The organism is Microbacterium sp. JAI119 (assembly GCF_013410135.1).
Lineage (GTDB): Bacteria > Actinomycetota > Actinomycetes > Actinomycetales > Microbacteriaceae > Microbacterium > Microbacterium oxydans.
Window position 1 is genome coordinate 1,385,812 of the sequence record NZ_JACCCK010000001.1, and the last position, 17,570, is coordinate 1,403,381.

Below are 17,570 nucleotides of genomic sequence, written 5' to 3' on the forward strand. Positions count from 1 at the left end.
GATTGGCCCTCCTTTCGTCGCTGTAGGCTTGGCCGATGACCCCAACGCGCAACTTCGACCAGTCGTCGAAGCTCAAGAACGTCCTGTACGAGATTCGCGGAAACGCCCTCGTCGAGGCGGCGCGGCTGGAGGCGGAGGGCCACAAGATCCTCAAGCTCAACACCGGCAACCCGGCGATCTTCGGCTTCGACGCCCCGCACCAGATCGTGCGCGACATGCTGGCGGCGCTGCCGACCGCACACGGATACAGCGACAGCAAGGGCATCATCTCGGCCCGACGTGCCGTGGTGAGCCGATACGAGGAGATCGAGGGCTTCCCCCGGTTCGACCCCGATGACGTGTACCTCGGAAACGGTGTGTCCGAGCTCATCACCATGACGATGCAGGCGTTGCTGGACGAAGGCGACGAGGTCCTCATCCCGGCGCCGGACTACCCCCTCTGGACGGCGATGACCAGTCTCGCTGGCGGCACACCGGTGCATTACCTCTGCGACGAGGAAGATGAGTGGCAGCCCGACCTCGAAGACATCCGCTCGAAGATCACACCGCGGACCAAGGCTCTCGTCATCATCAACCCGAACAACCCCACCGGCGTCGTGTATTCGCGCCAGATCCTGGAGGGGCTGGTGCAGATCGCCAGGGAGCACGAGCTGCTGCTGCTCTCCGACGAGATCTACGACCGGATCCTGTTCGACGGAGCGGTGCACATCCCCACGGCCACGCTCGCTCCCGACCTGCTGTGCCTGACCTTCAACGGCCTCTCCAAGACCTATCGGGTCGCGGGATACCGGTCGGGCTGGATGGTCATCACAGGGCCGCAGGATCACGCGAAGGGCTTCCTGGAGGGCATCACGCTGCTCGCGTCCACGCGACTCTGCCCCAATGTGCCGGCGCAGCACGCCGTGCAGGCGGCGCTCTCCGGAGTGCAGTCGATCGAGGCGCTCATCGCGCCGACGGGGCGTCTTCATGAACAGCGGGACATCGCGTGGGAGGGGCTCGAGTCGATCCCCGGAGTGTCGTGCGTCAAGCCCCAGGGTGCGCTGTACGCGTTCCCTCGACTCGACCCGAACGTGCACGAGATCAGGGACGACGCCCGTCTGGTGTACGACCTGCTGGTCTCGGAGCACATCCTGCTGGTCCAGGGCACCGGATTCAACTGGGCGACCCCCGACCACCTCCGACTGGTCACGCTCCCCGAACCCCGAGTGCTGAGCGAAGCCGTCGAACGATTGGGGAACTTCCTCTCGAGCTACCGGCAGTAGCCGTCGCCGGCGGGGAGAGGGATGCCGCCAGTCTCCGCACGGCGGCGGCGAACGGCGAGCGGGGCGCGACATCGGTCATCGGCCGGGCGTGCAGCAGAGCCGCATCCGCCGCTCGCAGGTCGAAGGGGAGGAAGAAGATGTCGGTGATGCCGGCGAACCTCTCCAGGGTGCGTCGCACCTGCCCGCGCGCATCGATCCCGAGGGGGCCGGGGCGCACCTGATTCACCACGACGATGACGGGCGTGGGGGAGGTGAGGCGGCGAAGCTCGGCATGATCGCGGATGAACCTGCTGATACCGAGCGGGTCGGCCGATGCGATCGCCACGATCAGATCCGCCTCCTGCAGCGCCGCCGTGGTCGCCGCGTGACGTCGTGGTCCGGCAAGGTCGTACGTGACTTCGTCGTCGGCGTCGACCGCACCGGCGACGTCCACCACTGTCTCGTCGATCCACCCGCGACAGGTGCCGAGCGCGGCGACGAGGCGCGCGGATGACAGCTCTGGCCAACGGCTGGGGCGGTTGATCCCCGGCAGCACTTCGATCTCACCCGCGCTCGTCGTCACCGTCGTCGCCAGTCGCGTCAGCTCCGCCGGATCGAGCGCGCCGCGCTCGGCCCTCCGGCAGGCGGCGGCGATGCCGGGAGCGTCGTCGCCGAGACCGAGGAGCATCGCGAGCGAAGGAGCGACGGTATCCGCGTCGACCAGGGCGGTGCGGCGTCCGGTGCGGGAGAGCTCCACGGCCAGCTGGATCGACAGGGTCGACCGCCCCGGCGCCCCATGTGGTCCCCAGACGGCGACGATACGAGGGGGGAGCTGGGCCTCTGGTGGCGGTGGCGTGTCCGTCTCGGCCAGCAGCGCGGCTGCGATCTCCCACCCCGCCGCGTCAGGTCGCAGCGCTGTGGAGAGGCCGAGACGGCCCAGCAGTCGGCTGTCCTCGGCGCCGAGAGCCAGGATACGGACTCCGGCACGGTCGCACAGTGCGATCAGGTCCGCATTCAGGATCGATCGAGTGGCGGGGACGATGATCGCTTCCACCCCGTCCGGGATCTCTGCGAGTGGGGCGGCGGGGACGGTCGCGATGACATCGACGCCTTCGAGGGCGAGTTCCGCTGCCAGCTCATCCGCCCGTGGCTGCGGGATGGCCACGACGACGCCCGTCACGATCCCGCCCCGACCGGCACCACCGAGAGCGCGGAGCCTCCCGTGATCGCCGCGAGCACGTCGGCGACATCGGCGCGGTCGATCACGACCTCGAGCCGGGTTCCGGCCTCGGCGAGCACCCCCTCGGGTTCGAGCACGTCGCGGACGATCACGTCTGCGACCAGGATGCGCGGGACATCGTACGAGCGCCTTTCATCCACCGGCGGTGCCTGCCAGATCTCGACGACTGTTCCCGCGGCGACGCCTTCCGGGATTCCCGTCGTGCTCTGGATGACCACCGTCGTCGATCGGCTGTCCTCCGCATCGGTCAGCGCCGAGACGGGGACGAGTTCGCCGCCGTCGAGGGTGCGGGTCGCCACGCTGTCCGCAAGGAGGTCGTCGGGACCGAGGTATCCCTCACCGGCAGCGCCGAGTCGCACGTCGACGACCTGGAAATCCGCGGCGGTCACGGGCTGGCCCTGCGTGATCGTCCGGGTGGTCTGGAGAACGGGTACCGCATCGTCGGCGGCGGAGACGATGAGCCAGACCCCGCCGATCGACAGGGCGACCAGGGCGATGCCGATCAGGAATCGCACGTCGCCCCAGAAGGCGCGACGGGGAGGAGAGAGGGAAGCCATGGCGATATCGTCACAGAATCGGCTTCGGCGCTTCGCGAGTTATCCACAGCGAAGGATCCGGCGGCACCTGCGGGAGGGCCTGGGAGAGAATGGGCACATGGCTGCCACCCCCGCTCGCGCACCGCGTTATCTCGCGCCGGCGCAGGTGGCGGAGCTGCTGAGCATCGGCGTCGACGAGGTGGTCACCCTCGTGCAGGAGGGGAGGCTGAGGGGCGCTCGGCTCGGTTCACCGCCTCGGTGGCGAGTGGAGGAGTCCAGCCTCGACGGCTATCTGTCCGAGGAATCGGAGATCGCCCGCCGGATGGCGCTGTGGCGACAGTCTCAGACGGCGAGTTTCCCCGAGGTCTGGGGAACGTCCGCCGCTCAGGGCATCTGACCGCTCGAAGCCCGCAGCGCGACGAGCGAAGAGAACGGGACGACGCGGAACGCCTGCACCGCCGCGGCCGATCGCGCTTCGCCGGGATCGTGCACGGCCAGATCCAGATGGTCGGCGGCCGCACGATCGATGGTTCCGTGGAGGTCGTCACCGACGAGTGTGGTGATGCGCACCGGCACACGACGCCGGGCGAGATCGCGCAGCACGAAGCCGAGCGTCATCCGTTCCCGCAGTGGCACGTCGGCGGCCGCGGGCTCATCGAGACTCGCGAGGATCATCCCGTGATCCAGCGTGATCCCCGCGACCGCGAGGAGGGGGAGGATCGATGTGCCGGAAGCGGGGCTGCCGCTGCCGGTTCCTCTCGTCCTCACGGCTATCCAGTCCGCTCCGAGGGTCTGCAGCGAGACGGGGATCCGTCGCCCGCTCATGAGGTCGATGGTGGCCTCGGCGCCGCCGCCGCACAGTGCGCGCAGGCGATGGCGCAGATCCAGCCGCGCGATCCGCAGCCGCTCCGACTCGGCATCGAGCACCGCACGCTCCGCCTCCCATTCCGAGGCGAGCTGGCCCTCGAGGTCTTCGAACAGTCGGTCCCAGTGCATTCGACAGAGCGTAGGCGACCGGGATACGGGGCATACGAGTTATCCACATTCTTCGTCGATCCCGGCCCTGTCGAGATGCACGCGCTGCTGTACTGGCTCACTCGCAGACCGTCCCGATCGAGAGTCCGTCATGATGCCGCACGAGTACTTCGCACCCCAGCCGACGTCGACCAGCGAGCTTCCCGATCCTGTACCGCTTCTGCGCAGCCTCACACACGGCGTCCTCGAGGTCCTCGCCGGGGTCAGGGAGGTCGACCAGCTCGCCCGATGGCTCAGCGAAGACGCGTTCCGGAGCCTGGTGACGCGCGCGAACCTGTCCGCCAGGGCACGCAGCGCGCGCGGGGTGGTGCCCGCGCGGCCGACGTTCGAGATCAGGGCGCTGAGGGTCACAGAACCTCTCGACGGGGTGATCGAGGCCGTCGTCGTGGTGGCGGGGCCCGGCCGCACCCGGGCGGTCGCCGTCCGGCTGGAGGGAATCGATCGTCGGTGGCGCGCGACTTCGCTGGCGATTCTCTGAGGCATCTGACCGTAGGCTGGTCAGGTGTCAACCCTCAGTGATCTCGCCCATGCCCAGGGGCGCCTGAACGACAGCGATGTCGAATGGCTCCATCGACTCGCCGGCGACGGTCAGCTTCTCGCAGACCTCGCCTCTGCCGACATCGTGATCTGGATCCAGACCGAGGACGGGTCGTTCATCGCCGTCGCGCATGCCCGGCCCAGCGGTGCGGCCACGCTCTTCTATCGCGACATCGTGGGAGAGCGGGTGCGGCCCCAGTGGCGCACCCAGGTGCAGGGGGCATTCGAGTCCGCCGAGATCGTCGATTCCTCCTCGCCCGATTGGTTCGAGGAGACACCGACGAGGGTGCGAGCGGTGCCGATCGTCACCGTGAAGCGCGGAGCTGACGCCCAGTCCACTGTGATCGGGGTCGTCACCCGCCACACCAACCTCGGCGAGGTGCGCACGCCCTCGCGACAGCAGATCACGTTCGACGAGTGCGCGAACGATCTGTTCCGCATGATCGCCGACGGCAGCTTCCCTGACCTGACGGCCCCCACCTCGCCCCGCCGAGGAGCCCCTCGCGCCTCCGACGGCCTCATCCGCATCGATGTCGACGGGATCACGACCTTCGCCAGCCCGAACGCGCTCTCCGCATTCAACCGGATGGGCTTCGACGATGAGCTCGAGGGGGAATCGCTGGCCGAGGTCACCACCCGACTCGTCCCGCCCTCCCGCCAGGTCGACGAGTCGCTGCCCGTGGTCGTCACGGGGCGCGCTCCGTGGCGCACGGACATCGAGGCCCGCGGCGTGACGGTATCCCTGCGCGCCATCCCCCTCAAGGACCATGGCACGCGCATCGGCGCCATCGTGCTGTGCCGTGATGTGTCGGAGCTCCGCCATCAGGAGCAGGAGCTCATCACGAAGGACGCCACGATCCGCGAGATCCATCACCGGGTCAAGAACAATCTGCAGACGGTGGCCTCGCTCCTGCGCATCCAGGCTCGCCGCACGCACTCCGACGAGGCACGCGACGCCTTGACGCAGGCCATGCGCCGCGTGGACGCGATCGCCGTGGTGCACGACACCCTCGCTCAGGGCCTCACCCAGAAGGTCGATTTCGACGAGGTCTTCCACCGTGTGCTCAAGCTCGTCGCCGAGGTCGCCTCCGCGCCGAACACCCGGGCACGGACCCAGTCGACCGGGCGGTTCGGAGTCCTGCCGAGCGAGTACGCGACCCCGCTCGCGCTCGCACTGACGGAGGTCGTCACGAACGCGGTCGAGCATGGGCTCGCCGGCCAGGAGGGTGTCGTGACGATCGACGCGAAGCGCACAGAGGACAATCTCCGTGTCACGGTGCGCGACACCGGCCTCGGTCTGCCGGAAGGGCGGATCGGTCAGGGGCTCGGCACGCAGATCATCCGCACCCTGATCCAGGGCGAGCTCGGCGGCACCATCGAGTGGCACGGGAGCGACGGCGACGGCACCGAGGTGGTCATCGACATCCCGCTGCGCTGGCTGGAACGCTGAGCGCAGCAGGGTCCGGACAGACGGAAGCGGCCTGAGAGTCGATCTCAGGCCGCTTCCGGAAGTTCAGGAGGCGCGGCGTGCGCGGGCGGCGCGACGCTTGAGAGCGCGGCGCTCGTCCTCGGAGAGGCCGCCCCAGACGCCGGAGTCCTGGCTGGTCTCCAGGGCGTACTGCAAGCAGATCTCGGTGACCGTGCAGGTGGCGCAGACGGTCTTCGCCTTCTCGATCTGATCGACGGCCGGGCCGGTGTTCCCCACGGGGAAGAAAAGCTCGGGGTCGACAGTCAGGCAGGCGGCCTTATCGCGCCAGTCCATGGGGGCTCCTCGGTGTGGATTTCATGAGATGTCGCGATGCGACCTCTCGGATTCGGGTAGTAGTTCGGGTTCCGCTACCCTGTTGAGATGCGGACGGAATGCCCGCGAATTGTGATGCGAGCGTCAACGCTCGCCCCACGCCGCTGTGGGAGCACATGACTTTCTCTATTCTGTTACATGAAAACCGTGAAATCAAGGGTTTTCTCCTCATTCGATCCATGGGAGACACCGTGCGCGCACCCGGAATCGCCCTCGCGGCAGCAGCCGTCCTCGCTCTCGAGGCAGTGGCGCTCCTGGTCTTCGCGGTGATCGAACTCGCCGGCCTCGGTGCGGGTGACGCGGCCTCTCTCCCGACCGCCCTCGCGCTCATCGTGCTCACGCTGATCGGTGCCGCAGCCCTCGTCGCCTTCGCGGTGGGCACGCGCTCCGGGAAGTCCTGGGCGCGCTCAGGGGGAGTGGTCTTCCAGGTGCTCGCCGTGGCGCTCGCGCTGGCTTCTCTCACGCTGCAGCCGATCTCCTGGCCGTTCACGCTCGGAGTCGGGCTCCCCGGCCTGGTCGGCTTCGCGCTGCTGATCACGAGCGCCCGTCGCGAAGGGCCGCAGCGCGCGGCGGAGTGACCTCCGGAGCTCGGATCTCTGAGGCTCGGGAGGTGCCTACGGGGCAGGTCAGGCGTCGATGCCGAGCTGTTTGCGCAGACGCGCGACGTGGCCGGTGGCCTTGACGTTGTACTGCGCGAGCACGATCGTGCCGTCCTCGTCGAGGACGAAGGTCGAGCGGATGACGCCTTCGACGAGCTTGCCGTAGTTCATCTTCTCTCCCCACGCACCGTACGCGGAGTGGACCGCGTGATCGGGGTCGCTGAGGAGCGGGAAGGTGAGGGCGTCGCGCTCGCGGAACTTCGTCAGCGTCGCGGGGTCGTCACGCGAGATGCCGACCACGCGGTAGCCGGCGCCCTGGAGGGACGAGATGCTGTCGCGGAAGTCGCAGGCCTCGGTGGTGCATCCGGGGGTCATCGCCGCCGGGTAGAAGTACAGCACGGTCTTCTGGCCGCGCAGATCCTCGAGGCGGACGGTGTTCCCGTCCTGGTCGAGGAGTGAGAAGTCGGGGGCGGCGGTTCCTGGTTCGAGGCGCTGGGTCACGCCTCCAGCCTAACGCCCGGGCGTCTGCTCCGCCTTGTCTGCGAACGTCTGCAGCAGCCGCTGCAGAGAGTCGAGTCGCGCACGACCGGTCTCTCCCAGCTCCCCTCGTTCCGCCGCCTCGATGAGCGCGCAGTCGGGGGCATCGGCCAGATGGGTGCAGCCGCGGGGGCAGTCCTCGGCGATCGTCGCGAGCTCGGTGAAGGCCGCGAGGATGTTGGCCGGATCGACATGGCCGAGTCCGAACGAGCGCACCCCAGGGGTGTCGATCACCCAGCCGGTGCCACCCGCTCCCTGGTAACGCAGGGACACGGTCGACGACGACGTGTGGCGTCCGCGTCCTGTCACCTGATTCACGTGTCCCGTGGCGCGCAGCGCTGTGGGGACGAGTGCATTGACGAGTGTCGACTTGCCGACTCCGGAGTGTCCGACGAACACCGTGGAGTGACCGATGAGAGCCTCGCCGATCTCCTCGACGGGCATCTCGTCCTGGGAACTCGTGAAGACCCGAAGGTCCAGCCCCTCGAAATGCGTGAGGAACTCGGTCGGGTCGGCGATGTCGGTCTTCGTGACGACGAGAAGGGGGCGGATGCCGGCGTCGAGTGCTGCCACGAGATAGCGATCGACCAGGCGCGCACGGGGTTCGGGGTCGGCGGCCGCGACGACGATGAGCATCTGGTCCGCGTTGGCGACGATCACCCGCTCGACCTGGTCCGTGTCGTCCGCGCTGCGTCGGAGAAGCGAGGTCCGCTCCACGATGCCGACGATACGGGCGAGGGTGCCATCGTCTCCCGAGGTGTCGCCGACCACTCGGGCCTGGTCGCCCGTGACGATGGGTGTTCGGCGCAGCTCGCGCGCACGTGTGGTGGTGATCGTGCGCTCCTCCGCCGTGTCCTCCCCGAGCAGGACGGAGTAGCGACCCCGATCCACACCGAGCACTCGCCCCACCTGCGCGTCCTCGTGCGCGGGACGGCGCTTCGTGCGCGGCCGGTTGGCTTTGGGGTTCGGGCGGGTGCGGATGCTGCTCTCGTCGAAGTCCTCGAAGTCGTCTTCGAGGTCGTCGGCGTCGTCGAGCCAGCTCACCGTCAGCCCCGCAGCATCCGCTCCCAGAGCATCGTGAACTCCGGGAGGGTCTTCGCAGTGGTGCCGATGTCGTCGATCTCCACATCGGGGACACGGAGACCGATGAGCGCGCCGGTCGTAGCCATGCGGTGGTCGTGGTGCGCAGCCCAGCGTCCGCCGTGCAGTGGGCGCGGGATGATGCGGAGTCCGTCCGGCAGTTCCTCGGCCTCGCCGCCGAGGGCACGCAGGTTCCCGATCAGCGCGGCGATTCGATCGGTCTCGTGCAGACGGATGTGCCCGATGCCGCGGATCGTCGTCGGGGAGTCCGCGAAGGCGGCGAGGCCGACCAGTGTCGGGGTGAGCTCGCTCGCCGCCGAGAGATCGAGGTCGAGACCGCGGATGCCGGAGCCCGCGCGCACCGTGAGCGTTCCGCCGTGCCGCCCGACGTGAGCTCCGGTCGCCTGGAGGATTTCCGGCAGGAGGGCGCCCGGTTGGGTGGAGTGCGGAGGCCAGCCCGTGATCGACACGGATCCACCGGTGACGAGCGCGGCGGCGAGGAACGGTGCGGCGTTCGAGAGATCGGGTTCGATCGCGATCTCCTTGGCGCGGGGGACGCCCGCCTCGACAAGCCATTCGCCGACGGCTGGGCGCTCGATGCGGATGCCTCGGCGGCTGAGTGCCTCGATGGTCATGTCGATGTGCGGAAGGCTCGGCAGGTGCTCGCCGGTGTGGACGAGGTGCAGTCCCACATCGAAACGCGGAGCGGCGAGGAGGAGCCCGGAGACGAACTGGCTCGATGCGGAGGCATCGATCTCGACGCGCCCCCCGCGGATGCGCCCGTGGCCGCGGATCGTGAACGGAAGAGCCCAGGTGCCCTCGTCGTCGATGTCGACTCCGAGGTCGCGCAGCGCGCTGATGAGGCCCCCCATCGGCCGATGGAGGGCGGTCTCGTGCGCGGTGAGATGCACGTCGTTCTCGGCGAGTCCGGCCAGCGGAGCGATGAAGCGCATGACGGTGCCGGCCTGCCCGCAGTCGATCGTGGTGCCGCCGTCGAGTCTCGCAGGGGTGACGACGAGGTCAGGCCCGAACTCATGACCGGCATCCACCTCCTCGATGCCCACCCCGAGGGCACGCAGCGCGTCGACCATGCGCGCGGAGTCGTCGGAGTGCAGAGGGGCGATCAGGCGGCCGGGACCGTCGGCGATCGCGGCGATGATCAACTCGCGGTTCGTCAGCGACTTCGAACCGGGGATCGTGAGCTCGGCGTGCACGGGCACGTCGGTCGAGGGCGCGGTGTAGGCGCCCTGCACGCGGGAGGGGGAATACCTGTTGGCGCTCATCGGTTCTCACCTTAGTAAACGCAGGGAGCTTCGTCGCGAACGACAGGCTCCCACCCCACCGAAGGAGCGAGTATGACGGCGACGTTGGAGCGCGAGGTGATCGACCTCAGCGGCCTAGACTGGCCGGTGATGGATGACACCGCAACCGCAGACACCGTCGGCGACCCTCGGCGCGAGTTCGAAGAGCAGGCGCTCCCGTTCATGGACCAGCTCTACGCCGCCGCGATGCGTATGACGCGCAATCCCGCCGACGCCGCAGACCTCGTGCAGGAGACCTTCGTCAAGGCCTATGGGTCCTGGGCGACGTTCTCGCAGGGTACGAACCTCAAGGCGTGGCTCTACCGGATCCTCACGAACACCTACATCAACATCTACCGCAAGCGTCAGCGGGAGCCGTTCCAGGGCACGATCGACGAGCTCGAAGACTGGCAGCTGGGCGGAGCGGAGTCGACGACGGCGTCGCACAGCCGGTCGGCCGAGGCGGAGGCCATCGACCGGATGCCCGCCTCCGTCGTCAAGGACGCGCTGCAGGCCGTGCCGGAGGACTTCCGTCTCGCGGTCTATCTCGCGGATGTCGAGGGTTTCGCGTATCAGGAGATCGCCGACATCATGAAGACCCCCATCGGCACCGTCATGAGCCGTCTGCACCGTGGCAGGCGGATGCTGCGGGAGCTGCTGGCAGATTACGCCGCTGAGCGGGGCATCGCCGCGGCCGAGACGAGGAGCAAGAAATGAGTGACTGCGGCTGCGACAAAGCCCGTCAGGATCTGGAGGAGTATCTCCGCAACGAGGTGTGCAAGACCGAGCACACCGAGATCCGCGAGCATCTGGAGAACTGCCCGTCCTGTCGGGATGAGGCTCTCGTCGCCACCACCCTCACCGATGTGATCGCGCGGGCCTGCAAGGAGACCGCACCCGAGGAGCTGCGCGACCAGGTGTTCGCCCGGCTGCGGGCAGTGCAGGCAGCCCAGCACTGACTCCGGGTCGGAGGGCGTCGGTAGTGTGGGTGGATGACCTCCATCGATGCGAGAGACGTACCCGCTGACACCATCTCGAGGGAACGACTGGCCGGAGCCGGTCTCGACTATCGCGTCGTCGATCTGAGCGACGACCCGAAGGCATCGGCATTCGAGCGCGCGGTCGACCGCGGGTTCCTCGGGCCTGAGCCGAGCACCGAGATGATCGCCCAGGTGCGCAAGACCTTCGCCGAACGGCGGAACGTCGGCGTGTACGAGCAGGGCGCCGTCGATGCCGACCTTCCCGTCGCGACCATCAACGGCTGGGTGACGCCGCTCACCGTTCCCGGTGGGCGTGAGATCGACATGTGGGCCATCAGCGTGGTGACGGTGTCGGCGACGCATCGCCGCCGCGGGATAGCCAGGGCGCTTCTCGAAGGAGAGCTTCGCGCTGCGGCAGCCTCCGGTGTGCCCATCGCGGGCCTCACGGTGTCGGAGGCGACGATCTACGGTCGCTACGGCTTCGGCTCCGCGATCCCGGTCGCGCGTCACACGGTCGACACCCGCCGCGCCGGCTGGAGCGGCCCGACCCCGCTCGGCACCCTCGAGTACGTCGACCGGGAGACCCTCGCTGCAGACCTCGGCACGGTCCACGAACGCGCACGGGGGAGGGCCGCGGGGCAGATCCCGGGCTGGCAAGGTCGATGGGAGGGGTACGCGGGCGTGTCTCCCACCCCGGACCGCGACCAGGCACGTGGGGTGCGTTATCGGGACGAAGACGGCGTGCTGCGTGGCGTCATGGCCTACACCGTCGGTGAGGCCGCCGGCACCTTCCGGTTCCGGATGGACGTGCGCCTGCTGGTCGCCGAGACGACGGACGCGCGCACGGCGCTCTGGCGCTTCGCTCTGCAGCACGATCTCGTCGACGAGGTGGTCGCCGACCTCCGCCCGGTCGACGACCCGCTGCCATGGCTCGTGCACGACACCCGCGGCGTGAAGCAGGAGGTGCACGACCACGGCTGGCTGCGCGTGCTCGACATCCCTGCCGCGCTGACCGCCCGTCGATACTCGGCGCCGATCGACACCGTCATCCGCGTGGAAGACTCCCTCGACTTCGCGAACGGCGACTGGCGCCTGCACGTGGACGACTCCGGCGTCGCGACCGTCGATCCGGTGACCGACTCCGCGACAGACGTCGATGTCACGCTCGATGTCTCCGCGCTCTCCGCCCTGTATGCGGGAGGGGTCCGCGCTGCGACGCTGCACGGTGCCGGCCGCATCGCCGCCGATGCCGCTGCGGTCGAGGCCCTCGACCGAGCCTTCATCACCTTCCCCGCGCCGTCTCTCGACATCTGGTATTGAGTCGGCACGAGAAGGGGCGCCGCGACCTGAGTCGCGGCGCCCCTTTCGTGCAGACGATCAGCCGAGTGTGACGGCTGCCTGGATCAGCGCAGCCTGCTCTGCCGCGTGGACCTTCGAGGATCCCGTCGCCGGCGAGGCCGAAGCCGGGCGCGAGACCGGACGGAACGAACGGTCTCCCGGCACGTCGGCGAAAGCGAGCGCGAGGAAGGGCCATGCGCCCTGGTTCTCCGGCTCCTCCTGCACCCACACCAGCTCGGCGTTCGGGTAGGAATCGGTGATGGCCTTGAGGCCGTCGATCGGAGTCGGGTACAGCTGCTCGAGCCGGACCAGCGCCACCGCGGGGTTCGGGTTCTTCTCGAGCTCGGCCCGCAGGTCCCAGTGCACCTTGCCCGAGTGCACCAGCACGCGCTTGACGGCGGCGCGGTCGAGACCGCGGTCGTCGTCGAGCACAGGTTCGAACCGGCCCTGGGTGAAGGCCTCGACCGGGCTGGTCGCTCCACGCAGACGCAGCATGGCCTTCGGGGTGAACACGATCAACGGCTTGCGCGGACGGGCATAGGCCTGGCGACGCAGCAGGTGGAAGTACGAGGCCGGAGTCGACGGGCGCGAAACGATCATGTTGTCCTGCGCGCACATCTGCAGGAACCGCTCGATGCGCGCAGAGGAGTGATCCGGTCCCTGACCCTCGTAGCCGTGGGGGAGGAGCAGGGTCACACTGGACTGCTGCCCCCACTTCTGCTCGGCCGCCGAGATGTACTCGTCGATGACGGACTGAGCGCCGTTGACGAAGTCGCCGAACTGCGCCTCCCAGAGCACGAGCGCTTCGGGGGCCTCGACCGAGTAGCCGTACTCGAAGCCGAGAGCCGCGTACTCGCTCAGCAGCGAGTCGTAGACGAAGAAGCGTCCCTGGGCGTCGGAGAGGTTCGACAGGGGCAGCCATTCCTGACCGTTCGCGCGGTCGTGCAGGGTCGCGTGCCGCTGCACGAACGTGCCGCGCCGCGCATCCTGCCCGGCCAGACGAACCGGGGTGCCCTCCACGAGGAGCGAGCCGAAGGCGAGCAGCTCGCCGAAGCCCCAGTCGATGGCGCCGTTGCGGCTCATGTCGAGGCGCTTCTCGAGCAGCTGCTGGATCTTCGGGTGCACCGTGAAGCCCTCTGGCTTGTTCACGAAGGCATCGCCGATCATCTGGATGACCTCGCTCGGCACGCCGGTGACCTCCGGTGCGCCGACCTGGTCCTCGACGGGCGGCGTCTCCGGCGCGACGGGGAGGGCACCGGTCTCGGCCGCGTGCGTCTCGGCGAAGGCGATCTCCAGTCGGTTCTGGAAGTCGGCCTTGGCCTCGTCGTACTCCTGCTCGGTGATGTCACCTCGGCCGACGAGCGACTCGGTGTACAGCCGCCGGACGGAGCGCTTCGCCTGGATGAGGTCGGTCATCAGCGGCTGCGTCATCGAGGGGTCGTCTCCCTCGTTGTGGCCGCGTCGGCGGTAGCAGACCAGGTCGATCACGACATCGCGGTGGAAGCGCTCGCGGTACTCGAAGGCGAGCTGCGCGACGTGGATGACCGCCTCCGGGTCGTCGCCGTTCACGTGGAAGACCGGGGCCTGGATGGTCTTGGCCACGTCGGTCGAGTAGATCGAGGTGCGGCCGTCGTTCGGGGTGGTGGTGAAACCGACCTGGTTGTTCACCACCACGTGGATCGTGCCACCCGTGCGGTAGCCGCGCAGCTGCGACATCTGCAGGGTCTCGACCACGACACCCTGCCCGGCGAACGCGGCGTCGCCGTGCACGAGGATGGGCAGCCACGCGAACGTGCCGATGGGCTTGCGGTCCTGCTTGGCGCGGACGATGCCCTCCAGCACGCCGTCGACCGTCTCGAGGTGCGAGGGGTTGGCGGCTAGGTAGACGGGGAGCTCCGACTTGTCATCGGCGACGAAGGTGCCCTCGGTCCCGAGGTGGTACTTCACGTCACCGGATCCGCGCTGGTTGCCCGGCGTCTGCGTGCCCTCGAACTCACGGAAGACCTGACCATAGGTCTTTCCGGCGATGTTGGTGAGCACGTTCAGGCGGCCGCGGTGGGCCATGCCGATCGCAGCCCCTTCGAGGCCTGCCGTGGCCGCGCCCTGCAGGATCTCGTCGAGCAGCGGGATCAGCGACTCGCCGCCCTCGAGGGAGAAGCGCTTCTGGCCGACGAACTTGGTCTGCAGGAAGGTCTCGAACGCCTCGGCCTCGTTGAGCTTGCGGAGGACCCGCAGCTGCTCGTCGTGGCCGGGCTTCTGGTACTTGACCTCGACCTTCTCCTGGAACCAGCGGCGCTGCTCCGGGTCCTGGATGTGCATGTACTCGATGCCGAGCGTGCGGCAGTACGAGTCGCGCAGCACGCCGAGGATGTCGCGGAGCTTCGCGATGCGTCGTCCGCCGAAACCGCCGGTGACGAACTCGCGGTCGAGGTCCCAGAAGGTGAGGCCGTGGCTCTCGATCTCCAGGTCCGGGTGCGAACGCTGCACGTACTCGAGCGGGTCGATGTCGGCCATCAGGTGACCGCGCACACGGAACGAGTTGATGAGCTCCTGCACGCGGGACTGCTTGTCGACGCGCTCGGCGAGATCGACCGCGATGTCGGGGTTCCACCGGATCGGTGCGTAGGGGATGCGGAGCGCCGCGAAGATGTCGTCGTAGAAGCCGCGCTGGCCGATGAGCAGCTCGTGCACCTTCTTCAGGAACTCGCCGGAGCCGGCTCCCTGGATGACACGGTGGTCGTAGGTGCTCGTGAGCGTGATCGTCTTGCCGATCGCCAGCTCGTTGAGCGTCTTCTCGCTCGCGCCCTGGAACTCGGCCGGGTACTCGAGGGCGCCGGCGCCGATGATGCAGCCCTGGCCCTTCATGAGACGCGGCACCGAGTGCACGGTTCCGATTCCGCCGGGGTTGGTGAGCGACACCGTGGTGCCCTGGAAGTCGGCGGCGGTCAGCTTGTTGCCTCGTGCACGCGTGACCAGGTCTTCGTAAGCGGAGAGGTACTCGGTGAAGGTCAGGGTGTCGGCGCGCTTGATGCTGGGCACCATGAGGGCGCGCGTGCCGTCGGGCTTGGGCAGGTCGATCGCGATGCCCAGGTTGACGTGCGCCGGTGCGACCACCGAGGGCTTGCCGTCGACCTCTGCGTAGAACACGTTCTGGCTGCGGAACTCGTCGAGGGTGCGGATGAGCGCCCAGCCGATGAGGTGCGTGAAGCTGACCTTGCCGCCGCGGGTGCGAGCCATGTGGTTGTTGATGACGATGCGGTTGTCGATCATCAGCTTCGCGGGCACGGTGCGCACGCTCGTGGCGGTCGGCACGGTGAGCGACTCGTCCATGTTCGCCGCGAGGGTCTTCGGCAGACCGCGCAGCGGTGTGACCTTGTCCTCTTCTGCGGGAGCGGGAGCCTCCTTGGACTCCGACTTCGCGGCGGGCTTCGGGGCCTGGGCGGGGATGGGGGCGGCCGCGGCGGGCTTGGCGGTGGTGCGCGCGACGGGCTGGGAGCCGATCACGGGGATCGGTGCCGTCACGGGGTGTGCAGCCTGGGCCGGTGCGTCGGACGCTGCGGCGGGAGCAGCGGACGTCGTCTCGGAGTGGTACTTCTCCAGGATGGGCCACCACTCCTTGTCGACGGAGTCGCGGTTCACCTTGAACTGCTCGTAGAGCTCTTCAACGAGCCAGGAATTGGCTCCGAACCCCCCGTCGCCGTTGACGCCGGTCACCTGGTTCGACACTCTCGATCGCCCTCTTTCATCGCTGAAGCTCTCTGGTGCGGACGTCGACGCAGGATGCGTTCGGGCCCGCACACTCTCGACCAACAAGCCTAACGTGTTTCCCTTGGGGAATCGTCGAAGCCGAGCGCCCACCGCGTCGCGATCTGGGTACCGTGGAACCATGAAGTTCTCTGGAGCGCAGCCGACCGTCGATCTGACCTACTCCGACGTCTTCCTGGTACCCCGCAGATCCGCGGTCACCAGCCGTCTCCAGGTCGATCTCGCGCCGCAGGACGGCACGCCGGCGACGCTGCCTTTGGTCGCGGCCAACATGAACTCCGTGACGGGTCCGCGCATCGCCGCTGTACTCGCTCGGCGTGGCGCCCTCGGCGTGCTGCCGCAGGACCTGCCTCTGCAGGAACTCGATGCCGCGATCCGTGAGGTGAAGTCGCAGCCCGTGCTCTGGGACACGCCGATCGTGCTGCCCCCGGAAGCCTCGGCTGCTGACGCGCTCCGCCTGCTGCCGGCGACCAGCGGTCACGGCATCGTCGTCGCCCGTGGCGCTGCCCCCATCGACGTCGGCCGGATCCTCGGCATCCTGCCCGCGACCAGGCTGGCGACCGCGCTCCCCGATGCGCAGCTGGGTGACCTGGTGCATCGCGGCACGCCATCGATCGACGCGGACGACATCGGCTCTGAGCGGCACGCGTTCGACGTCATCACCGACGCGGGCGTCGAGATGGTCACCGTCGTGCACCACGGGCACCTCGTCGGCACACTGAGCGCCCGCAGCGCGCTTCGTTCGACGCTGTACCGTCCGGCCGTCGACGCCGACGGGCGCCTCGCCGTCGCCGCCGCGGTCGGCATCAACGGCGACGTCGCGGCCAAGGCCAAGGCCCTCGCCGCCGCCGGCGTCGACGTGCTGGTGGTGGACACCGCCCACGGACACCAGGAGGGCATGCTGCGAGCGCTGCGGGCCGTCGCCGAGCTCGACCTCGGTCTTCCCGTCGTCGCGGGCAACATCGTCACCGCGGAGGGCGTGGCCGACCTGGTCGACGCCGGTGCGTCGATCCTCAAGGTCGGCGTGGGTCCCGGCGCGATGTGCACCACCCGCATGATGACCGCGGTCGGCCGCCCGCAGTTCTCCGCTGTGCTCGAGACGGCGCAGGCGGCGCGGGAGCTCGGCGCGCACGTCTGGGCAGACGGGGGAGTGCGCTACCCCCGCGATGTCGCTCTGGCCCTCGCCGCAGGTGCCGCCTCCGTCATGGTCGGTTCGTGGTTCGCGGGGACGATCGAAGCGCCGGGCGAGTTGCAGCGCGATGCGGAAGGCCGCCTGTTCAAGGAGTCGTGGGGCATGGCGTCGACCAAGGCGGTCCAGGCCCGCTTCGGCAGGCTCGACGCCTACGAGCGTGCGCGCAAGGAGCTGTTCGCTGAGGGGATCTCGTCATCGAAGATCTACCTCGACCCGCTCCGGCCCGGCGTCGAGGATCTCCTCGACATGATCACCTCGGGGGTGCGATCCTCGTTCACCTACGCCGGGGCTGCATCCGTCCCGGAGTTCCATGACCGCGCCGTCGTGGGTCTGCAGTCGGCGGCCGGCTACGAAGAGGGCAAGGCGCTTCCGGTCAGCTGGTGATCGT

At 68.7% G+C, this 17,570-nt stretch carries 17 protein-coding genes; 9 read left to right on the plus strand and 8 right to left on the minus strand.

The genetic code is table 11. The annotated features are described in order from the left end of the window. Positions 1 to 35: 35 nt before the first annotated feature. Positions 36 to 1,262: a pyridoxal phosphate-dependent aminotransferase gene (locus tag HDC31_RS06690; protein WP_061015948.1), complete on the plus strand. Its 1,227-nt coding sequence runs from the start codon at positions 36 to 38 to the stop codon at positions 1,260 to 1,262. Here HDC31_RS06690 and HDC31_RS06695 read toward each other — a convergent pair. Next, on the minus strand, positions 1,186 to 2,421 hold the full coding sequence (locus HDC31_RS06695) for a P-loop NTPase (RefSeq protein ID WP_179515932.1): 1,236 nt from the start codon (positions 2,419 to 2,421) through the stop codon (positions 1,186 to 1,188). The genes HDC31_RS06690 and HDC31_RS06695 overlap by 77 nt on opposite strands. Continuing rightward, a complete protein-coding gene (locus tag HDC31_RS06700) occupies positions 2,418 to 3,038 on the minus strand; it encodes an SAF domain-containing protein (protein ID WP_179515933.1) in 621 nt (206 codons plus the stop codon). The genes HDC31_RS06695 and HDC31_RS06700 overlap by 4 nt, the downstream gene beginning before the upstream one ends. Before the next feature lie 97 nt (positions 3,039 to 3,135). Between HDC31_RS06700 and HDC31_RS06705 the strand changes: the two genes are divergently transcribed. Continuing rightward, positions 3,136 to 3,414 carry a helix-turn-helix domain-containing protein gene (locus HDC31_RS06705; protein ID WP_113680690.1) on the plus strand — a complete coding sequence of 93 codons (279 nt, stop codon included), beginning with the start codon at positions 3,136 to 3,138 and terminating at the stop codon, positions 3,412 to 3,414. On the opposite strand, the gene HDC31_RS06710 is transcribed toward HDC31_RS06705, so the two are convergent. Then, positions 3,402 to 4,013 carry a hypothetical protein gene (locus HDC31_RS06710; protein ID WP_113680684.1) on the minus strand — a complete coding sequence of 204 codons (612 nt, stop codon included), beginning with the start codon at positions 4,011 to 4,013 and terminating at the stop codon, positions 3,402 to 3,404. The genes HDC31_RS06705 and HDC31_RS06710 overlap by 13 nt on opposite strands. 130 nt (positions 4,014 to 4,143) lie before the next feature. On the opposite strand from HDC31_RS06710, the gene HDC31_RS06715 reads away from it, so the two are divergent. Next, entirely contained in the window at positions 4,144 to 4,530 is a 387-nt protein-coding gene (locus HDC31_RS06715; RefSeq protein ID WP_045262053.1) for an Rv3235 family protein, read from the plus strand. A 24-nt stretch (positions 4,531 to 4,554) separates the two neighbouring features. Then, the gene (locus tag HDC31_RS06720) at positions 4,555 to 6,039 is read left to right on the plus strand and encodes a sensor histidine kinase (RefSeq protein WP_046749481.1); all 1,485 of its coding nucleotides are present in this window, start codon (positions 4,555 to 4,557) and stop codon (positions 6,037 to 6,039) included. Positions 6,040 to 6,102: 63 nt separating this feature from the next. Here HDC31_RS06720 and HDC31_RS06725 read toward each other — a convergent pair whose 3' ends face one another. Continuing rightward, entirely contained in the window at positions 6,103 to 6,351 is a 249-nt protein-coding gene (locus HDC31_RS06725) for a WhiB family transcriptional regulator (protein ID WP_017203224.1), read from the minus strand. A gap of 230 nt (positions 6,352 to 6,581) precedes the next feature. On the opposite strand from HDC31_RS06725, the gene HDC31_RS06730 reads away from it, so the two are divergent. Beyond that, complete coding sequence (locus tag HDC31_RS06730) at positions 6,582 to 6,968, plus strand: hypothetical protein (protein WP_231589744.1); 387 nt, start codon at positions 6,582 to 6,584, stop codon at positions 6,966 to 6,968. 48 nt (positions 6,969 to 7,016) lie between these two features. Here the strand turns inward: HDC31_RS06730 and bcp are convergent, their stop codons facing one another. From bcp to aroA, 3 genes are read right to left on the minus strand one after another with little or no spacing between them, the layout of a single operon-like run. Continuing rightward, complete coding sequence (gene bcp / locus HDC31_RS06735; protein WP_058633158.1) at positions 7,017 to 7,490, minus strand: thioredoxin-dependent thiol peroxidase; 474 nt, start codon at positions 7,488 to 7,490, stop codon at positions 7,017 to 7,019. Positions 7,491 to 7,499: 9 nt separating this feature from the next. Beyond that, complete coding sequence (gene rsgA / locus HDC31_RS06740; RefSeq protein ID WP_046749478.1) at positions 7,500 to 8,570, minus strand: ribosome small subunit-dependent GTPase A; 1,071 nt, start codon at positions 8,568 to 8,570, stop codon at positions 7,500 to 7,502. A 2-nt stretch (positions 8,571 to 8,572) separates the two neighbouring features. After that, positions 8,573 to 9,889: a 3-phosphoshikimate 1-carboxyvinyltransferase gene (aroA, locus tag HDC31_RS06745; protein ID WP_061017489.1), complete on the minus strand. Its 1,317-nt coding sequence runs from the start codon at positions 9,887 to 9,889 to the stop codon at positions 8,573 to 8,575. A 72-nt stretch (positions 9,890 to 9,961) separates the two neighbouring features. Between aroA and HDC31_RS06750 the strand changes: the two genes are divergently transcribed. Genes HDC31_RS06750 through HDC31_RS06760 form a run of 3 tightly spaced genes read left to right on the plus strand, consistent with a single transcriptional unit; the run spans position 9,962 to position 12,207 of the window. Next, positions 9,962 to 10,624, plus strand: coding sequence for a sigma-70 family RNA polymerase sigma factor (locus HDC31_RS06750; RefSeq protein WP_046749476.1), 663 nt, complete (start codon positions 9,962 to 9,964; stop codon positions 10,622 to 10,624). Next, positions 10,621 to 10,866, plus strand: coding sequence for a zf-HC2 domain-containing protein (locus HDC31_RS06755; protein WP_046749475.1), 246 nt, complete (start codon positions 10,621 to 10,623; stop codon positions 10,864 to 10,866). The genes HDC31_RS06750 and HDC31_RS06755 overlap by 4 nt, the downstream gene beginning before the upstream one ends. Positions 10,867 to 10,899: 33 nt before the next feature. Continuing rightward, positions 10,900 to 12,207, plus strand: a complete 1,308-nt coding sequence (locus tag HDC31_RS06760; protein ID WP_113680682.1) for a GNAT family N-acetyltransferase — start codon at positions 10,900 to 10,902, stop codon at positions 12,205 to 12,207. A 57-nt stretch (positions 12,208 to 12,264) separates the two neighbouring features. Here the strand turns inward: HDC31_RS06760 and HDC31_RS06765 are convergent, their stop codons facing one another. After that, positions 12,265 to 15,951, minus strand: a complete 3,687-nt coding sequence (locus HDC31_RS06765; protein ID WP_179515934.1) for a multifunctional oxoglutarate decarboxylase/oxoglutarate dehydrogenase thiamine pyrophosphate-binding subunit/dihydrolipoyllysine-residue succinyltransferase subunit — start codon at positions 15,949 to 15,951, stop codon at positions 12,265 to 12,267. A gap of 160 nt (positions 15,952 to 16,111) precedes the next feature. On the opposite strand from HDC31_RS06765, the gene HDC31_RS06770 reads away from it, so the two are divergent. After that, a complete protein-coding gene (locus HDC31_RS06770) occupies positions 16,112 to 17,566 on the plus strand; it encodes a GuaB1 family IMP dehydrogenase-related protein (RefSeq protein ID WP_058631356.1) in 1,455 nt (484 codons plus the stop codon). The last annotated feature ends 4 nt before the right edge of the window (positions 17,567 to 17,570 follow it).